The organism is Kribbella sp. NPDC050820 (genome assembly GCF_040653975.1).
GTDB lineage: Bacteria > Actinomycetota > Actinomycetes > Propionibacteriales > Kribbellaceae > Kribbella.
This window is the reverse complement of record NZ_JBFAHB010000011.1, coordinates 1-15,883: the sequence shown is the minus strand read 5'-3', so window position 1 is coordinate 15,883 and position 15,883 is coordinate 1. Positions and strand designations below refer to the sequence as shown.

The window sequence follows — 15,883 nt, the reverse complement described above, 5'->3', positions numbered from 1 at the left end:
CCGAGCGATCCACGACCTACGGACATCACAGCACCAGCAGCAGTGCCTTGGCGATAAGCCTGGGGTGACGCCACAGGCACCTAGTGGCGTCACCCCAGCGGTCAGCGCGGAACTACATCCTTCAGACGGTGTGCCGGCGCGAGGCGACCAGGGTCCCGGCCTGGTAGCCGTCCGCCCTGAGCAGCTGCCCCGGGCTGACGTCGATGATGTCGATGCTCAACGGCGCACCGGTCAGGTCCTCGGAGCTGATCGGCCGGTCGTCGAGGTACAGGTCGACCCGGTTCATCCCATCCACGTCGAGCGTGACCGTGAGCGTCGTACCGCTGAAGGAGGTCGACACGCCGAGCCTGCGGTACGGCATCGCCGCCAGCAACGAGCCGGCCTTGTTCAGCAGGTCGACGTTGCCCTCGAGCAGGTCGGCCCGCGTCATCTTGTGGGTCTCGTCCGGCCGGATGCCGAGGTCCTCGACCGGCGTACCGGACAGCTCACCGACCCGCAGCGTGCGGCGGATCGAGACGCGCAGGTTCGCGCCGTTCGGCAACGCCTCGTACGGCGAGGTCGAGTCCGGCGGCGGTGGTTCGTTCAGCAGCGCGGCGAGCAACCCGTGCGTCCACACGTTCGCGCCACCCGCGCCGGTGTTGTCGTCGACCCCGAGGATGGTTCCGATCTCGTGGTCGGCGAACCCGGCGGCGAAGATGTCGGTCGCCGAGTAGCAGCGGGCGTCGGTGATCAGCACCACCGGGCCGTGGTACGTCTGGCCGATGTCGTTCGCGCCGTCCTCCGGCGTGATCGGCTTCGCGGCCGAGTATCCCGCCCCGGTCTCGGTCGCCAGCTCGAGCGACTCGAACCACGGACCGAGGTCGATGCCGGCCGGGTTGTCCTTGTGCCGGCGGCAGATCCGCAGGTTGAGCGCCGTGCTGATGAACTGCACCGGCTCCGGCGAGATTCGCCGCGGGGTCAGCGTCTGCAGGGTGAACTCGCTGGCGAAGATGTGACCGCCGCCGTTGTCACGGACGTCGACGATCAGGCCACGCTGCGGCAGCAGCCCGGCCAGCCGGACGAACTCGTCCCGGAACGCGACCGGGTTCTGCACGCTGAAGGTGAAGATCCGCAGGTGCCCGAAGGCCCCGTCCGGAGTGACGACCTCGCGGGCCCGGAAGACGCCGGGCATCGTCGTCGGCAGGTCCGCGGCACCGACCGCGGCCGGCGTCCGGAGTTCGGCCGAGCTCTGACCGCGCTCCAGCTCGACGACGTCGCGTACGTAGAGCGCTTTCTTCGCCCGTGCCTTCTCGTCGGAGTCAAGGTCCAGACCCATCGAGGCAGAAGTCTCGCTGACCGCGTCCAGATCCGTCATCGGCGGGAGGTTCGCTGTGACCTTCCACTCCTCGCGCAGCTCCTGCGTGGAGCCGTCGAGACCGAGATAGGTCAGCGTGACCCATGCCTCGTCGGGCGGTAGCTGGATGAGCAGGGGCCGCAGGGTGAGCGACTCCAGCCCACGCGCCAGGTTGGCCGGGTCGTTGCTCCCGGCGAACTGCGCGCCGTTCAGGGCCACGGCGCGGGCGATCGGGGTGCCGTTCCAGTGCGTCACCTCGGCGCCCGGACCGAACTGCGGCGCCGAGTAGCCGGTCACCATTTTGGTGATCAGGTAGTGCTCGTCGCCGGCCGCGTCGTAGCACTTCTCGATCATGAACGGCAGGTAGGCGATCTTGCCGGCGAACGGAGCCGGCAGCAGGTAGTTGGTGTGCAGGTCGCGCACCGAGTGGAAGATGCTCGACATCTGCCGGTGGAACACCCACTCGGGCTCCATCGTGTCGGCGGTCTGGCGTTCCATCCGCGACCGCATCACCCGCAGCCGCTGCAACGGGTTCACCGCGTGCATCGCAGCCTTCAGCGGCAGGTGCACGTAGTTCTGGTCGAGGATCAGCAACGACTGGTCGACGAGCAGCTTCCGCTGCCCGAGCGTCAACGTTCCGGCCGAGGCCAGAAACTGCGGCAGGGGTACGGCGGCCGCCGCTGCCTCGGTGGTCGCTGCCCGGGCCGCGCGGGTCCCGGCGGTACTCGCGATGGTCTTCCTGGTAGCCCGCTTGGAGGCGGTCGTCGCCGTCGCCTGCGCCTTCTTGGCGGTGCTGGTCTTCTTGGCGGTGCTGGTCTTCTTCGCCGTCGTCGTCTTCTGGGTAGTCGACTTCATACTGCGTGGCTGTGACATCTCTCCCCCAATGCGGCAGCCCCTCCCCGGGCCACGATCCCTCCACCGTCGTCCGCGCACCGGGCGATGTCAACGGGACAGCGGTTGACCACTGTGCTGCAAGGATGGGGTGGTGGATGAGGTCTGGGACAGCTTGACGTCGGTGCAGCCGGATCCGTCGCTCCGGGTGGTGATCGGCACCGGGGTCGCGGCGCTGCTGCTGATCGCCTGGCGGCCGATCTGGCGGTACACGCGGCAGGTCGTGACGATCGCGCACGAGGGCGCGCACGGTCTGATCGCCGCGCTCGTCGGACGGAAGCTGGCCGGGATCCGGCTGCACTCCGACACGTCCGGGGTCACCGTGTCCCGCGGCCACCCCACTGGCCCGGGCATGATCGCCGTACTGCTGGCCGGCTATCCCGGTCCGGCACTGTTCGGGCTTGCTGCAGCCTTCGTGCTCAGCCGTGGGTACGCCGTGGCGCTGCTGTGGGGACTGCTGCTCGCCTTGCTGGTCCTGTTGCTGCAGATCCGCAATCTCTTCGGACTGTGGTCGGTGCTGGTGTTCGGTGCGGTTGTGTTCGCTGTGTCCTGGTGGGGATCGCCGGACGTGCAGTCCGCGTTCGCACACTTGCTGACGTGGTTCCTGCTGCTGGCTGCGCCGCGCGCCGTGCTGGAGTTGCAGCACTCACGTCGAGGCGGTGGCGGCCGTAGTTCGGACGCGGATCAGCTGCGGCGCCTGACCGGCGTACCGGCACTGATGTGGGTTGGCTTCTTCGGACTGGTGACGCTCGCCTGCTTGGCAGTCGGCGTCGTGTGGTCAGGCGTGTTGCCGGACTAGGCCGGTGGTGGCAGTGTCACGCCGAAGCCGGTGATGGCGAGTCGCAGGAGCACTTGGCCTGGGCGGAGCAGGTCGGCGATCTTGGCGGCGCTGAGGAGCTCCAGCTCGGCCAAGCGGTTCGCGTACGCCGTTTCGCCGTCGAGGCGAGCGCGTTGCAACTCGGTGGTGTTGTGCCACACCTCCTGACGGGACTCGCGCAGGAACCGCCGCGACGCGAGCCGGTTGAGCGGAGTCAGCACCTGGTCGAGCAGACTCCTTGCGCCGCCAAGCTGCCTGTCCTCCGCGGCGACCCGCTCGGCCAGCACACCGTCGATCCGCTCGTGGTCGCGACGGCGCATGGCCATCAGCTGTGGATCGGTGAAGTCCTCGTCACTGATCACGGCCAGCAGCGCCTGCGGCAGGTCGTAGTTGACGTGCGCGTTGATACCGAGCAGGACGTGCAGCAGTGGCGGCATGTCCGCGGGCGTCCCGAAGGCAAGCCGCCAGGGTCGTGCAGCGCCCTGTGCCGCGTCGTGCGCAACCAGATACAGCTCGGCGAACTTCACGTCCCACCGCTCGACCCACTCCGGGTCCTCGAAGCGGCCTTGCTCGACCGCCGTACCGACCGCCTGCGTGGTGCGCAGGTAGGTGCTGAGGAAGATCCGCCGGTGCGCCAGCTCGGGCGGCAACGCGTCCAGCCGCTCCTGCATCCGGGCGACAACACCTGCAATACCATCGATCATCGGATCTCCTCGGGGTGGGAGGGACCATGGGGGCATCTGGACCACGCACATTCGACCCGGTTGTCGTCGGCAACCGCGAAGCCGACGCCTGGGCCGCCTACTACCTGCACGAATGGCGTCACTTCCTCGTCGCCTCCGTCGGACTGGTCGGAGCCGCCTTCGGAATGACACCGCACCGGACACTGCTCGGAGCCTGGTACGTACTGCGTGCGAACCAGGTGTGGGCACCGTACCCCGACAACCAGCCGGACGCGGCCCGTGCGTACATGCGCCGGTTCTACGAGCTCGTCGTACGCTCCGGCTGCCTTTTCATGGACCCGGCGCGGGCGGCGGCGCTGGAGGTCGAGTGGTGGCGGGTCCACCGGGACTCCGGCGCGAACGGGGCCCTGGAGGACGCGATGGCCGACCTCTATGCCTATGTCTACGACGGCTCGGCGGAGGCGGTCCGCCCCGCGGTCGCCAAGCGGGTCGAGGCGATGGACCTGTCGGACCGCTGGGTCCAGGCAGGGCGCAAGCGCGACGACCCGTTGCTCGCCGGAGTGCGGCGCGCGCTGGTGGCGTCGCACGCTGCACTCCGGCAGGCAGTGGAGATCAGGCGCGACCGCCGGTGATCGGGCGGGAGCGCTGGTCGGTGCCGGGGCCGCCGTACGGGTAGTCGGCGGCGCCTGGGTCGCTTGCCTCGTTCAGCTTGGCGGTCTCGTCCGCTGTGAGGTGCAGGTCCGCGGCGGCGAGGTTGTCGTCGAGCTGCTCCATCGTGCGCGCGCCGAGGATGACCGACGTGATGGCCGGGCGGTCGACCAGCCACGCGAGCGCTACCTGCGCCATCGAGATGCCCCGCGCCTCAGCGATCTCCCGGACTGCATCCACCACGTCGCGGACGCGCTGGTTGCGGCTGCGGCGATGCCAGGACTCGACACCGCGGTCCGGGTTCTCGCCCAGGCGGGTCGCGCCGGTCGGCTCCTCGTCGAACGAGTACTTCCCGGTCAGCCAGCCACCACCCAGCGGCGACCACGGCAGCAGCCCGAGGCCGTTGTCCTGCGCGGCCGGGACGATCTCCCACTCGATCTCACGCACCAGCAGGTTGTACTGCGGCTGCAGCGTCACCAGCCGCGACCACCCGCGCCGGTCGATCAGGTCGCACGCCTTCTGCAGCTGCCACCCGGTGAAGTTCGACAGGCCACCGTACGAGATCTTGCCCGCGCGGACGGCGTCCTCCAGGAAGCCGAGCGTCTCCTCGAGCGGGGTGACCGGGTCCCACGCGTGCAGCTGGTAGAGGTCGACGTGGTCCACGCCGAGCCGGCTGAGCGACGCGTCCAGGGCACGGCGGAGGTGGCGACGGGAGGTGCCGACGTCGTTCGGTGTGTCGCCGGTCGGGAACCGGCCCTTGGTGGCGAGTACGACGTCGTCGCGCGCCGAGCTCTTCGCCAGCCAGCGGCCGACGATCTCCTCCGAGACCCCGGCGGAGTACACGTCCGCGGTGTCGACGAAGTTGCCGCCGGCCTCGACGTACCGGTCCAGCTGCGCGTGCGAGCCGGCCTCGTCGGTCTCGTTGCCGAACGTCATGGTGCCGAGCGCGTAGGTGGAGACGACGGCGCCGCTGGCGCCCAGAGTGCGGTATTCCACGGTTGCTCCTTCTCAGACTGTCCGAACGGCCGACTACGGTGGCTGTTCATGGATACAAGTGAGCTGCTGATCGACGCCCACAGCCGGATCCGTGAGGTGGTGCACGACGTCGTAGCCGACCTCGACGACACTACTCTGACCGCGCGACCGGCTGACACGGCCAACTCGATCGCCTGGCTGGTGTGGCACCTGACCCGCGTGCAGGACGACCATCTGGCCGACGCGGGCGGTTACGAGCAGGTGTACACCGCGGACGGGTGGCACGAGCGGCTCGGGCTCCCGTTCGACGCCGCCGACACCGGGTATGCGCACACGCCGAAGCAGGTCGCGCTGGTCCAACTGTCTGCCGACCAGCTGCTCGGGTACCACGATGCTGTGCACGACCGCACGGTGGAGTTCTTGAAGACAGTCACCGACGAGGGCCTGGACCGGATCGTCGACCGCCACTGGAATCCGCCGGTCTCGCTCGGTGTCCGCCTGGTCAGCGTGATCAACGACTGCGACCAGCACGCGGGTCAGGCGGCGTACGTGAAGGGTCTGCTCAGTTGAGCTTGGTTTCCCAGAGCGACGTGCCGACGATCAGGTAGAGCTTGTTCGAGGCGGTGTAGGCGGCGTCCACGACGGGACCCTGCGGGCCGTCGTTCGACTCCCGCACGGTCCAGCCGCCGTCATTCCCGCTGACCACCTTGACCTTGTTGTCCTGAGCAACGATCTGGACGACCTTGTCGCCGACGGCGAGCGGCGGTGGCAGCTTGTCCTTGTCCCCCACCGGAATCGCCGGCACGTCTTTGAGTCGCTTGGCAGGGCCGCCGCGCAACAGCTGCCAGATGGCCAGCTGGTTGTCGACGTATCCGGAGATGTAGCAGCCGGAGGAGTCACAGGATGCGGTCATCGCCTGGCTGCGGTTGCCCGGATCAGGCAGCCCGATCGCACGCCATCCCTGGTTGAGCTTGGCCGATTGCCAGACCGCGGCCTCCTGGACGACCACGTTCGGCGCGAGGCGCACCTGTGACCCGACCAGGACGATGCTGTCGCCCAGCGTCGTACCGAAGCTCGGTCCGACCAGGAGGGACGGCGTACTCTGCAGGGCCGTCTTCGCCGGGTTCTGCCGGACCCATTTCGCGTCGCTCTCCGGGAGCCAGACGGCGGCGTCGTTCCCGGTTTCGACACCGCCCCAGGAGCCGAGCAAGGCGCGACCGCTCGGCGTGATGACGGCCGAGTACAGCCCGCCGGCAGTCTGCCCGCCGAACGTGTTGAACTCCTGCGGACGCTCGACCAGACCGCCGTCGACTGTGCCCGTCCACACCGTCCAGCGAGTGTTCGAGTGGGCGCCACCGGCTGCGCCGCCGAGCGCGAGCAACTGCTTGCCGTCGTACGCGATCGAGTACCAGATCGCCTCGAATGCGTACGGGCTCTTCGGCGACGGCGTCACCTTGACCTGCTTGCGCTGATCGCCGTCCAGGACCACGAGTTGCGGGACCACCTTGGCACCGCGGTCACGCAGTCCGACGAGCAACTGGTCGCCGTACTGGGTGAGTGTGACGGGCTCCGCGCCGACGTCGACCTTGGTCCAGTTGACCGGTGGAGTCGACGACTTGGCCTCACTGCACGCGGCGAGACATGCCAGCGCCAGGACGGCGGCGACCAGGCGACGCATCAGCGGTTCTGCGGGAGTTTGGTGGTCTTCTTCCGGCCGGTCCGCGGCGCGGACGGCGGCGGCACGACCGGGCCGATGTCGCCGTCCGGCGCGACGTCGAGGTCGAGGATGACCGGCGCGTGGTCACTCGGCCCGGTGCCCTTGCGGGCCTGACGATCGATCCACGCCGCCTTCACTCGATCGGCCACCGGCTCGGTCGCGAGCATCAGGTCGATCCGCATGCCGAGGTCCTGGTGGAACATGCCGGCGCGGTAGTCCCAGTAGCTGAAGATCCGGTGGTCGGGCCAGCGATCGCGGACGACGTCGTGCAGGTCCTTGGCGGCCATCAGGTCCGCGAGCGCCTGCCGCTCCGGCGCGGTCACGTGCGTCTGACCGACGTACGCCGCCGGGTCGAAGACGTCGGCGTCGGTCGGGGCGATGTTCATGTCGCCGCAGACGATCTGGTCGGCTGGTCCGGCCGCGACGACCTCACGCAGGGCCGCGAGCCAGGCGAGCTTGTAGTGGTAGTGATCGGAGTCGGGGACCCGCCCGTTCGGCACGTAGAGGGAGTGGATGCGGATGCCACCACAGGTCGCCGCGACCGCGCGGGCCTCCGGCTTCGGGAAGCCGGGCGCCTCGGCGACACCGGTGACCACGTCCTCCAGGCCGACCTTGGAGAGCAGGGCGACACCGTTCCACTGCACTTCGCCGTACAGGGCCGTCTCGTAGCCGCGCGCGGTCAGCTCGTCGTCGAGCAACTCGGTGAACGCGTCGTCCGCGAGCTTCGTCTCCTGCAGGCACACCACGTCCGGCTGCCGCTCGTCCAACCACCCCAGCAACCGCGGCAGCCGCTGCTTCACCGAGTTCACATTCCAGGTCGCTACTCGCACCCGACCCACGGTAGCCCCCGGCACGGACCATTTCAGGCTTCAGCCGAGTTTCGGGGCCCGCCAGACCAAGGTGTTGCGGAGGTCGCTGGCCGGGCGCTCCACGCTGTTGTTGTGCCGCGGCTTGTCCTTGCGGCCCCAAGCGTCGTCCCCCAGCCACGGCGGCACGCCGAACGGCAGGTCGCGCGGCGGGATGGGCGCGTAGTCGGTCTCGAGGAACTTCGGGCCGTAGTTCGGCATCGACGGGTCGCCGTCGTCGTCCGGCGTGACGATCGCCCGGAGGTCGGTCACGGCCTCGCGCCAGTTGTCCACCAGCACCTTCGGGCTGCGGCTCGACGGGTGCGGCACCTCGAACACGGGCACGTCGGGCTTGTTCTCCCACAGCCTGAGCGCCGCGCGCGCCTGGGTGCCGAACGCGACGATCGCCTGCAGGTCCGGACCGGTGATCATGTCGAACAGCGTGTTGCGCCAGGTGAGGTGGTCGGGCTTGGACAGCAGTGGCGCCGCCTGCTGCGCACGCGACGGCAAGAGCGCATACGCGTACGCGTTGACCAGCGCGTAGCTACGCGTCAGGCCTAGCTTGGCCAGGAACCCCTGCACGCGCTGCCCGGCATCCCCCACCAGCGTCCGGCCCGCGATCCGCTCGGTCGGACCGGGATCGGAAGCGATCGCCAGCAATCGCGCGCTGCGATTCAGCCGGCCCCGGTAGAACACCGGGCCCCAGTCGTGCCAGAACAATTGCCGGAAATCCGCATAACTCGGCACATTCGCGAAGTGCCGGGCCACCGCGGCCGGCGGGCCGGGATCGAAATCGGCCATCGTCAATACCTCCCCCTCAACGATTCCTGACCTACGCTCGTGAACAGGGGCGGCACGGGGATTGTAGAGCGGGAGGGGACATGTTTGTACTGCGTGGAACCGTCGTGACGATGCGGTCCGGTGGCGAGGTGCTCGAACAGGGCGCGGTGTACGTCGGAGACGACGGACTGATCGCGGCTGTCACCCCGCTCGACGCCGTACCCGCCGGATTCGAGAATGCGCCGCGACTTGTTGCAGGCGGCCTCATCTATCCCGGCCTGATCGACCTGCACAACCATTTGATGTACAACAGCCTGCCGTTGTGGACGGAGCCTTCGCGCACGGTTCCGTGGACCTCCCACAACCAGTGGGGGCGGGCGCCGACGTACAGCGAGCAGATCAGTCAGCCTGCCAGGTTGCTCGGCGCCGCGGCCGGGCGCGCCCTGCTCCGGTACGTCGAGACGCGCGCCATCGTGGGCGGGACGACGTCGATCCAGGGCAATCCGCGGGGCGCCGTACCACCGGACAACGACCTGATCCGGAACGTCGACTCGGAGAAACTCGGCACCCGCGACGACTTCATCCGGGTCAGCACTCTTGTTGCCGACAGCAAGGAGGCGCTGGCACCGTACGCCGCCGCCGTCCAGCAGGGGCGGGGATTCATCGCGCACTCGGCCGAGGGGTCGGATCCCAAACTACGCAAGGAGTTCCAGCTGCTCGACGAGGTCGGCGTCGTCACGCCGCAACTGGTGGCAATTCACGGCGGCGCGCTGACCGCGGCCGATTTCGCCCGGATGAAGGCCGGCCGGTCGAGCCTGGTCTGGTCGCCGTTCTCGAACTACTGGCTGTACGGCGCGACCGCGGACGTGGCCACGGCGAAAGCGGCCGGCGTACGGCTGTGCATCGGTTCGGACTGGGCGCCGTCGGGGACCCGGAATGTGCTGTGGGAGTTGAAGGTCGCCGATATCTGGAACAAAGCGCAGCCGTCACCGGTGTTCACGGACGAGGAATTGGTGCAGCTGGCTACGTCCAATCCCGGCGAGGCGTTGTCGGGCGTCTGGCCGCACCCACTCGGCCGGATCGAACGCGGCGCGCTGGCCGACCTGATCGTCGTACGGCGCGATCATGCCGACGTCCACCGGAATCTGATCGCGGCGACCGAGGCCGACGTACGCCTGGTCGTCGTCGGCGGGCGGGCTCGCTACGGGCTGCGGTCCTTGATGAAAGTGGTGGCTCCGGCGGCGACGGCGATCTCGGTCGGGCGGCTCTCCCGGTCGATCGACTATGGCGACCCGACCGTCACCTGGAAATCGGTGCTGTCCGAGCTGGAGGAGATCCGGAAGAACCCATCAGCCGCCTCGGCCCGGGCCGCCGCCACGTTCGCCGCGCTGGCCGCTGCCGACGAGACCGGCTTCGCCGCGGCCGTCGCCGGTGACGGTCCGATGGACACCGACGGCAGCTTCGTCCTGCTGCCCGACATGCCGGCGCCTGAGCTGGACAGCGAGCTCCGCCGCCGTGGCCCGTCTGCCGCGACGCCGCCGCCCGTCACCATTCCGCCGTACGAACCGCTGACCACCGGGTCGGCCTGGTTCGACGCGGTCGACGCCAACCCATTCCACGACGGACTGCTCTCGGGGCTCCGCGGATATATCACTTGATCTGTATATACGCTTCTTGTAATGCTTCTGGCCATGGACGTGTTCGAGGCGATCGCGGAACCCAGTCGGCGTGAGCTCCTGGACCTGCTCGCCGAGCGGGACCGCCCGGCCGGCGAGTTGGTCGAGCACCTGCACCGCCTGACCCAGCCGGCCGTCTCGCGCCACCTCCGCATCCTCCGCGAGGTCGGCCTGGTCGAGGTCCGCCCGGACGGCCAGCGCCGGATCTACGCGCTCCGCGCCGATCGGCTGCTCGAGATCGAGAACTGGATCAGCCGGTACCGCAAGTACTGGCCGCGGCACCTCGACGCGCTGGAGCACCACCTGAGCCAGAAGGAGACTGAGGAATGACCGACCCGCAAGGCGAGCTCACCATCGATGGTGACCGGGCCACGATGACGTTCCGCCGGCACCTGCCGCACCCGATCGGGGCTGTGTGGGCCGCGCTCACCGATCCGCTGGAGCGCAAGGCGTGGTTCGGCGAGACCACGATCGACCCACGGGCCGGCGGTTTCATCGAGATGATGCCGGACGAGCCGCCGGCCGCTCCCGACGCCAAGCGCCTCACCGGCCGCATCCTGGTGTGGGACCCGCCGTACGTCCTGGAACACGAGTGGAACCAGCGGATCGTCGAGTCGAGCGTTGTCCGCTACGAGCTCAGCCCGGACGGCGAAGGCACGCTTCTGACCTTCACCCATATCGGCCTCTCCCCGACCAACGCACGAGGCTTCCTCCCCGGCACTCACGCCTTCCTGGATCGCCTCACCTGCCATCTCGCCGGGAACCAGCTCCCCAACTGGACCATTCGCTACGAGGAAGTCGCCTCGACGTACCCAAGCTGGCAGTAGCCGGGCACGCTCTGGCCCACGTGCGACTCAGAACTGCCCCACCACTTTGGGGCCTACGGCCCGGCGGCATCCAACGCATTACGCCTCCGGACGTCGCGCCTCGCGCGCAGCCGCGCATCGTACGGCTCCTGTGGCCGGCCCAGCCCGTTGTCCACAGGGCAGGTGTGATGACCTCCGGTAGTTATCCACCGACGGAAAGTCAGCGCCCCGCGGTGGGGCAGATCAGGGCACTCTCTCTGACGAAGAGAGGGGAACGGATGGCCGAGCTCGACTGCGAACCCGCCGACATCACCGCGCTCATCGCCTACCTGCGCGAGATCGGGCACCACGAACTACTCACCCTGGAGGAGGTCAACGAGCACTCGTACTGGATCGAAGCCGGCCTGCTGGCCGCCGAACGCCTGGCCGCGGGACAACCGGCGGCCGGCGGGCCGGCCGGTTGCGACCTGAGCGGCCGTGACCCGGCCGGTCAGGGCACCGCTGGTCAGGGCACCGATGGTCAGGACGCGGCCGATCTGCGGCAGGTGGTCGCGCTCGGCCGCCGCTCGTGGCGCCGGATGATCGAGGGCAACCTGCGCCTGGTCGTGTCGCTCGCCAAGCGCTACACGGGCAAGGGCATCTCGCTCCTCGACCTGATCCAGGAAGGCAACATCGGCCTGATGCGCGCGGTCGAGCGGTTCGACCACCGCCGCGGCCACCGCTTCTCGACGTACGCGATCTGGTGGATCAAGCAGTCGATCGGCCGCGCCATCTCCGACCGATCACGCCTGGTCCGCATGCCCGCCCAGGCGTACGCCGACGCCTGCCGGCTGGCCGCGATCCGGCACGACCTCACCCAACGCCTGGGCCGCGAACCCACCACCCAGGAGCTGGCCACCGCAGCCGACCTCACCATCGCCCGCGTCGAACGCGCCCAGGCCTGGCGAGTCCACCCCGAAACCCTCGACCTGGACGACTCCGACGCCCTGATCGACGACGAGTCCGTCGTACTCCAAGCCGCCCTCCGCCGAGACCTGGCCCACCACCTCCAGTTCCTCGACGACCTCCACCAAGCCGTCCTCCACCACCGCTACGGCCTCAACGGCCACCCACCGTCCACCCCCGAAGAAACCGCCACCGCCCTCAACCTGCCCCCCGACCAAATCCGAACCCTGGAACGAGAAGCCCTCCGCCACCTCCGCCGCCGAGCCACCCCCCACCTCCGCGACTACGCCGCCTAACCACCCACCCCAACCCCACCCCCCCGCCGCACCTCGCCAACCACCCCGCCACCTCCCGCCCAACTACCCCGCCACCTCGCCCGACCACGCCGCCACCTCTCGTCCGACCGCCCCCTCACCCCCGAACTGCTCCCGTTCGGTGCTTTGCCTGCCCACCAACGACCACCCGACCACCAACCTGCAAAGCACCGAACGGGAGCTACCCGCACAAACCGCGGCGGCATGCGGCAGGGGCACCACCCACCCCAACCCCCCTTGGACCAACTGGAATGATGGGAGCGTGAGACTCCGGCGCAGCACCTGGCCCCGCGAACTGACCGAGTCAGTGACCGCCACGTCCAAGCAAGCGGCCGGCGGCAAGGAGGACATCCTGGCCGCGGTCCAGCTGGCCGACGGCCACTGGGTCGCAGGCACCCGCGCCGCCGTCTACCTCCCCACCGACACCCCGGGCGAGCTCCGCCGGGTCGGCTGGGAGGCGATCGAGCGCGCCGGCTGGGACTCCGAGGCGTCTGTGATGCACATCTACGAGACCACCGCATTCGGCACCCCGCTGCGCGCGACCGAGCTCAAGCTCGACGACCCCGGCCGCTTCGGCCAACTGCTCCGCGAACGCGTCGACGCAAGCATCGTCGTACGGCGCCACGTCCCACTGACCGGCAAGCGCGGCGTCCGCATCGTCGGCCGCCGCAGCCCCGCCGACACCGACGCCCCGGTCACCTGGAACTTCGTTCTGGACAAGGGATTGGAGCCCAGCCAGCCGGGCGTAGTCGACGCCGCCGAAGCCGCCCTGAAGGAGGTCCGCGACGAGTTCGGCATCTGACCGGCAGCCACCCCAGAAGCTGCCCCCGAATTTGCTCCGGAAGCCAACTCGCTGCCCCGGAATCCCGTTTTTGTAGTTCGACCCGGGCCTGCTAACCTACTCAGGTCCTCGGGGATCGGGGGCAAGATACACACCGATCCCGCGTAGCTCAATTGGCAGAGCAGCCGGCTGTTAACCGGCAGGTTACTGGTTCGAGTCCAGTCGCGGGAGCAACCCAAGCCGGTATCCGCTCAGGAACCGGCTTCTTTCATGCCTTTCGTACGGCGCACGCCGCACCCCATGCCGTCGTACGCCCAACCGCGTGCCGTCGTACGCCGCACCGCGACCCGACAGACCGGACGGACCCGACAGACCGGACGGCGGCACCCTGCACCCACCGCCCGGCCCAGCTCACGAGCGCCTGATCAGCTCTTGTTGTCCTTCCGCCGATCGATCGCCCGCTGGATGCGGTGCTGCGGCTGCCCGGTCAGCTTGGCGATCAGCGGCACCCGGTACTTGTACGCCGCCACCGCGCCCACCACGAGCACGAAGAATATGAACCAGCCCATCGGTCTTCCCTTCCTCGGGACCTGCCTCCATCATGCCCGGTCCACCCCACCCACCCCTCAGTCAAACCCCTGACCCACCCCTGGTTTCGCGCCCCACCCACCCAAACCCGATACGATCTCCCGCACACGGGGCGGTAGCTCAGCCGGTTAGAGCAGAGGACTCATAATCCTTGGGTCGTGGGTTCGAGTCCCACCCGCCCTACCAAGCACAACCGTAGGTCAGAGGCGATTCGAGCGACTACTCGACTAGCTCGCGTCGCGTCGCGTGCCATGATTCGCGCCATAACTCCGTGCTACGGCCTGCGCATGGCGCGTCAACTTCAGAAGCCAGCGGCGCCGGGGCTCAGTCCGCCGGCTGACCTCCGGATCCCTTCAGGGTGCGGGTATATGCCGGTGCTGACCCAGTCACGAAGAAGGACCTCTACCTCACCGAGGTCGTTCCCGTCGGGCCGCGTCAGGCCGCCGAGGCCGAGAAGGCCCGCACACGGCTTCTGACCAGGTGGATGAGAAGCGCAATCCCAAGACCCGCGCGACGGTCGACCAGCTAATGGTCAAGTACTTCAACGTGCTCGATGTCGACACGCTCACGAAGCGGAACTATCGATCGAAGTACGATAACCACATCATGCCCCTTCTCGGGACGACGCAACCAGCCCGGCTCGACACCGAGATACTCGACTCGTATTACGCCGACCTCCGCCGATGCCGGGACCACTGCCGAGGGCAGAAGTACATCCAGCACCGAACCGCGGTCCCCCATCAGTGTGACGAACACGAAGGACACCGGTGCCCCCGCAACAATCCAGAGGGCTGTCGCCGATGCCGCCGCATGTGCAAACCACACGTCTGCAGAGGCCTCGGCGATTCGACCGTGCGGCAGATCCACTGGATTCTCAGCGGGGCTTTAGACCGAGCAGTCGTGTGGAAGTGGATCTCCGTCAAGCCCGCCGACCACGCCGACAAGCCAGGCCTACCGATACCGAATCCGCAGCCGCCCGCTGTCGATGAGGTCGGGCGGCTGATCACTGCGGCATGGGAGGAGGACGAGGACTGGGGATCCTTCCTGTCGACGAAGCCAACAAAGGGAACCGCCGCGACGAGGTGTGCGCACTGCGCTGGACCGACCTCGAACGCAGAAACGGCGCAACGTCCGTCCTCCGCGTCGAACGCTCGATCTTTATCAACGACAACGGGCAACTGATGAGCAGGACACAAAGACCCACCAACAACGGCGAGTTGTTCTCGACGCCGAGTCAGATGCCGTACTGGACGAGCAGGAACAGCGAGCCCGTCAGCGCGCCGAGCAGGCAGGCATCCCCTTCAATCCGCACGGATACATCTACTCCCCCGTCCCTGATGGAAGGACTCCACATCACCCTGACACAGTCACGAAGCGGTACGCGAGGCTCGCGAAGCGCCTCGGGATCAACACCACGCTGAAGAACCATCGTCACTACAACGCGCCCGAGCTGATCAACGCGCGCTACAACGTGCGCGCGGCGGCCGGCCGATTGGGCCACTCCGGTGGAGGGACGACAACGCTGAGGGTGTACACCGCATGGTGGTCTGAGGCAGATCAACGTGCGGCAGGTTCGACCCCAACCCGATTGCCGACGAGACCGACGTCAAGCAGCCCGCGCACGGACAAGGCCGCCGCTCCAGCGCCAGCGTTTTGCACGAGGCGCTTCAGCCTTACCAGCGGATCGCCGCCGATCTGCGTGGCGCGATCGACGCCGGAATACTGAGCCCGAATGATCCACTGCCGACCGAGAAGGCCCTGGCGACCCGGTACGGGGTAGCTGCCAGCACCGCACATCAAGCTGTCGCGCTACTGGTTGCGGCAGGACTCGTCACAGCTTCACGTGGAAAGCGCGCGACTGTAGCTGGTGGCGATGGGCAACCATTCGCGTCGGTCACCGAGCTCAGATCGCCGTGTGCTTCACAGAGCTGAAATGAAGCTAGAGACAAGCGAGCCTGCCGAACCGCCAGGCCCACGTTTCATGGGATTTGTCAACGACGGCTGAAAACGGACCCTTTGTCGACGGTTGAATATGGACCCCTCTGCGGTTGGTTAGTTGGTGTCGACCGGTGCCGGGATGCGGC

The 15,883-nt window shown here is 68.3% G+C and carries 17 protein-coding genes and 2 tRNA genes; 12 read left to right on the top strand and 7 right to left on the bottom strand.

Annotation, left to right across the window (positions count from 1 at the left end):
• Window positions 1-121: 121 nt before the first annotated feature.
• Window positions 122-2,188 carry a S41 family peptidase gene (locus tag AB0H36_RS12585; protein ID WP_360520687.1) on the bottom strand — a complete coding sequence of 689 codons (2,067 nt, stop codon included), beginning with the start codon at window positions 2,186-2,188 and terminating at the stop codon, window positions 122-124.
• 130 nt (window positions 2,189-2,318) lie between these two features.
• Between AB0H36_RS12585 and AB0H36_RS12580 the strand changes: the two genes are divergently transcribed.
• On the top strand, window positions 2,319-3,023 hold the full coding sequence (locus AB0H36_RS12580) for a M50 family metallopeptidase (RefSeq protein WP_360520684.1): 705 nt from the start codon (window positions 2,319-2,321) through the stop codon (window positions 3,021-3,023).
• On the opposite strand, the gene AB0H36_RS12575 is transcribed toward AB0H36_RS12580, so the two are convergent.
• Window positions 3,020-3,745 (bottom strand): DUF5995 family protein, encoded by a 726-nt coding sequence (locus AB0H36_RS12575; RefSeq protein ID WP_360520681.1) that lies wholly within the window; start codon window positions 3,743-3,745, stop codon window positions 3,020-3,022. The two genes, AB0H36_RS12580 and AB0H36_RS12575, sit on opposite strands and share 4 nt — an antisense overlap.
• Before the next feature lie 26 nt (window positions 3,746-3,771).
• On the opposite strand from AB0H36_RS12575, the gene AB0H36_RS12570 reads away from it, so the two are divergent.
• Window positions 3,772-4,356 carry a hypothetical protein gene (locus AB0H36_RS12570; protein WP_360520678.1) on the top strand — a complete coding sequence of 195 codons (585 nt, stop codon included), beginning with the start codon at window positions 3,772-3,774 and terminating at the stop codon, window positions 4,354-4,356.
• Here the strand turns inward: AB0H36_RS12570 and AB0H36_RS12565 are convergent.
• A complete protein-coding gene (locus tag AB0H36_RS12565) occupies window positions 4,337-5,368 on the bottom strand; it encodes an aldo/keto reductase (RefSeq protein ID WP_360520675.1) in 1,032 nt (343 codons plus the stop codon). The genes AB0H36_RS12570 and AB0H36_RS12565 overlap by 20 nt on opposite strands.
• A 48-nt stretch (window positions 5,369-5,416) precedes the next feature.
• Between AB0H36_RS12565 and AB0H36_RS12560 the strand changes: the two genes are divergently transcribed.
• The gene (locus AB0H36_RS12560; RefSeq protein WP_360520672.1) at window positions 5,417-5,917 is read left to right on the top strand and encodes a DinB family protein; all 501 of its coding nucleotides are present in this window, start codon (window positions 5,417-5,419) and stop codon (window positions 5,915-5,917) included.
• Here the strand turns inward: AB0H36_RS12560 and AB0H36_RS12555 are convergent.
• Genes AB0H36_RS12555 through AB0H36_RS12545 form a run of 3 tightly spaced genes read right to left on the bottom strand, consistent with a single transcriptional unit; the run spans window position 5,910 to window position 8,710 of the window.
• On the bottom strand, window positions 5,910-7,025 hold the full coding sequence (locus AB0H36_RS12555) for a hypothetical protein (RefSeq protein WP_360520669.1): 1,116 nt from the start codon (window positions 7,023-7,025) through the stop codon (window positions 5,910-5,912). The genes AB0H36_RS12560 and AB0H36_RS12555 overlap by 8 nt on opposite strands.
• Window positions 7,025-7,894 carry an exodeoxyribonuclease III gene (locus tag AB0H36_RS12550; protein ID WP_360520666.1) on the bottom strand — a complete coding sequence of 290 codons (870 nt, stop codon included), beginning with the start codon at window positions 7,892-7,894 and terminating at the stop codon, window positions 7,025-7,027. Before AB0H36_RS12550 ends, AB0H36_RS12555 begins: the two co-directional genes overlap by 1 nt.
• Before the next feature lie 39 nt (window positions 7,895-7,933).
• On the bottom strand, window positions 7,934-8,710 hold the full coding sequence (locus AB0H36_RS12545) for a uracil-DNA glycosylase family protein (RefSeq protein WP_360520663.1): 777 nt from the start codon (window positions 8,708-8,710) through the stop codon (window positions 7,934-7,936).
• A gap of 80 nt (window positions 8,711-8,790) precedes the next feature.
• On the opposite strand from AB0H36_RS12545, the gene AB0H36_RS12540 reads away from it, so the two are divergent.
• The 6 genes from AB0H36_RS12540 (at window position 8,791) to AB0H36_RS12515 (ending at window position 13,442) form a co-directional block, all read left to right on the top strand.
• Window positions 8,791-10,347, top strand: a complete 1,557-nt coding sequence (locus tag AB0H36_RS12540) for an amidohydrolase family protein (RefSeq protein ID WP_360520660.1) — start codon at window positions 8,791-8,793, stop codon at window positions 10,345-10,347.
• Window positions 10,348-10,368: 21 nt separating this feature from the next.
• Complete coding sequence (locus tag AB0H36_RS12535; RefSeq protein WP_360520657.1) at window positions 10,369-10,695, top strand: metalloregulator ArsR/SmtB family transcription factor; 327 nt, start codon at window positions 10,369-10,371, stop codon at window positions 10,693-10,695.
• The gene (locus AB0H36_RS12530) at window positions 10,692-11,192 is read left to right on the top strand and encodes an SRPBCC family protein (protein WP_360520654.1); all 501 of its coding nucleotides are present in this window, start codon (window positions 10,692-10,694) and stop codon (window positions 11,190-11,192) included. Before AB0H36_RS12535 ends, AB0H36_RS12530 begins: the two co-directional genes overlap by 4 nt.
• Window positions 11,193-11,449: 257 nt before the next feature.
• Window positions 11,450-12,412, top strand: coding sequence for a sigma-70 family RNA polymerase sigma factor (locus tag AB0H36_RS12525; protein ID WP_360520651.1), 963 nt, complete (start codon window positions 11,450-11,452; stop codon window positions 12,410-12,412).
• Between the two features lie 280 nt (window positions 12,413-12,692).
• Window positions 12,693-13,232, top strand: coding sequence for a hypothetical protein (locus tag AB0H36_RS12520; protein ID WP_360520648.1), 540 nt, complete (start codon window positions 12,693-12,695; stop codon window positions 13,230-13,232).
• A 137-nt stretch (window positions 13,233-13,369) separates the two neighbouring features.
• Window positions 13,370-13,442, top strand: a tRNA-Asn gene (locus AB0H36_RS12515).
• A 194-nt stretch (window positions 13,443-13,636) separates the two neighbouring features.
• Here the strand turns inward: AB0H36_RS12515 and AB0H36_RS12510 are convergent.
• Window positions 13,637-13,780 carry a hypothetical protein gene (locus AB0H36_RS12510; RefSeq protein WP_360520645.1) on the bottom strand — a complete coding sequence of 48 codons (144 nt, stop codon included), beginning with the start codon at window positions 13,778-13,780 and terminating at the stop codon, window positions 13,637-13,639.
• Window positions 13,781-13,908: 128 nt separating this feature from the next.
• On the opposite strand from AB0H36_RS12510, the gene AB0H36_RS12505 reads away from it, so the two are divergent.
• From AB0H36_RS12505 to AB0H36_RS12495, 3 genes are all read left to right on the top strand, one after another.
• Window positions 13,909-13,985: transfer RNA gene (locus tag AB0H36_RS12505), tRNA-Ile, on the top strand.
• A gap of 294 nt (window positions 13,986-14,279) precedes the next feature.
• Window positions 14,280-14,981 carry a hypothetical protein gene (locus tag AB0H36_RS12500; protein ID WP_360520642.1) on the top strand — a complete coding sequence of 234 codons (702 nt, stop codon included), beginning with the start codon at window positions 14,280-14,282 and terminating at the stop codon, window positions 14,979-14,981.
• A gap of 471 nt (window positions 14,982-15,452) precedes the next feature.
• Window positions 15,453-15,731: a GntR family transcriptional regulator gene (locus AB0H36_RS12495; RefSeq protein WP_360520639.1), complete on the top strand. Its 279-nt coding sequence runs from the start codon at window positions 15,453-15,455 to the stop codon at window positions 15,729-15,731.
• Window positions 15,732-15,883 lie beyond the last annotated feature (152 nt).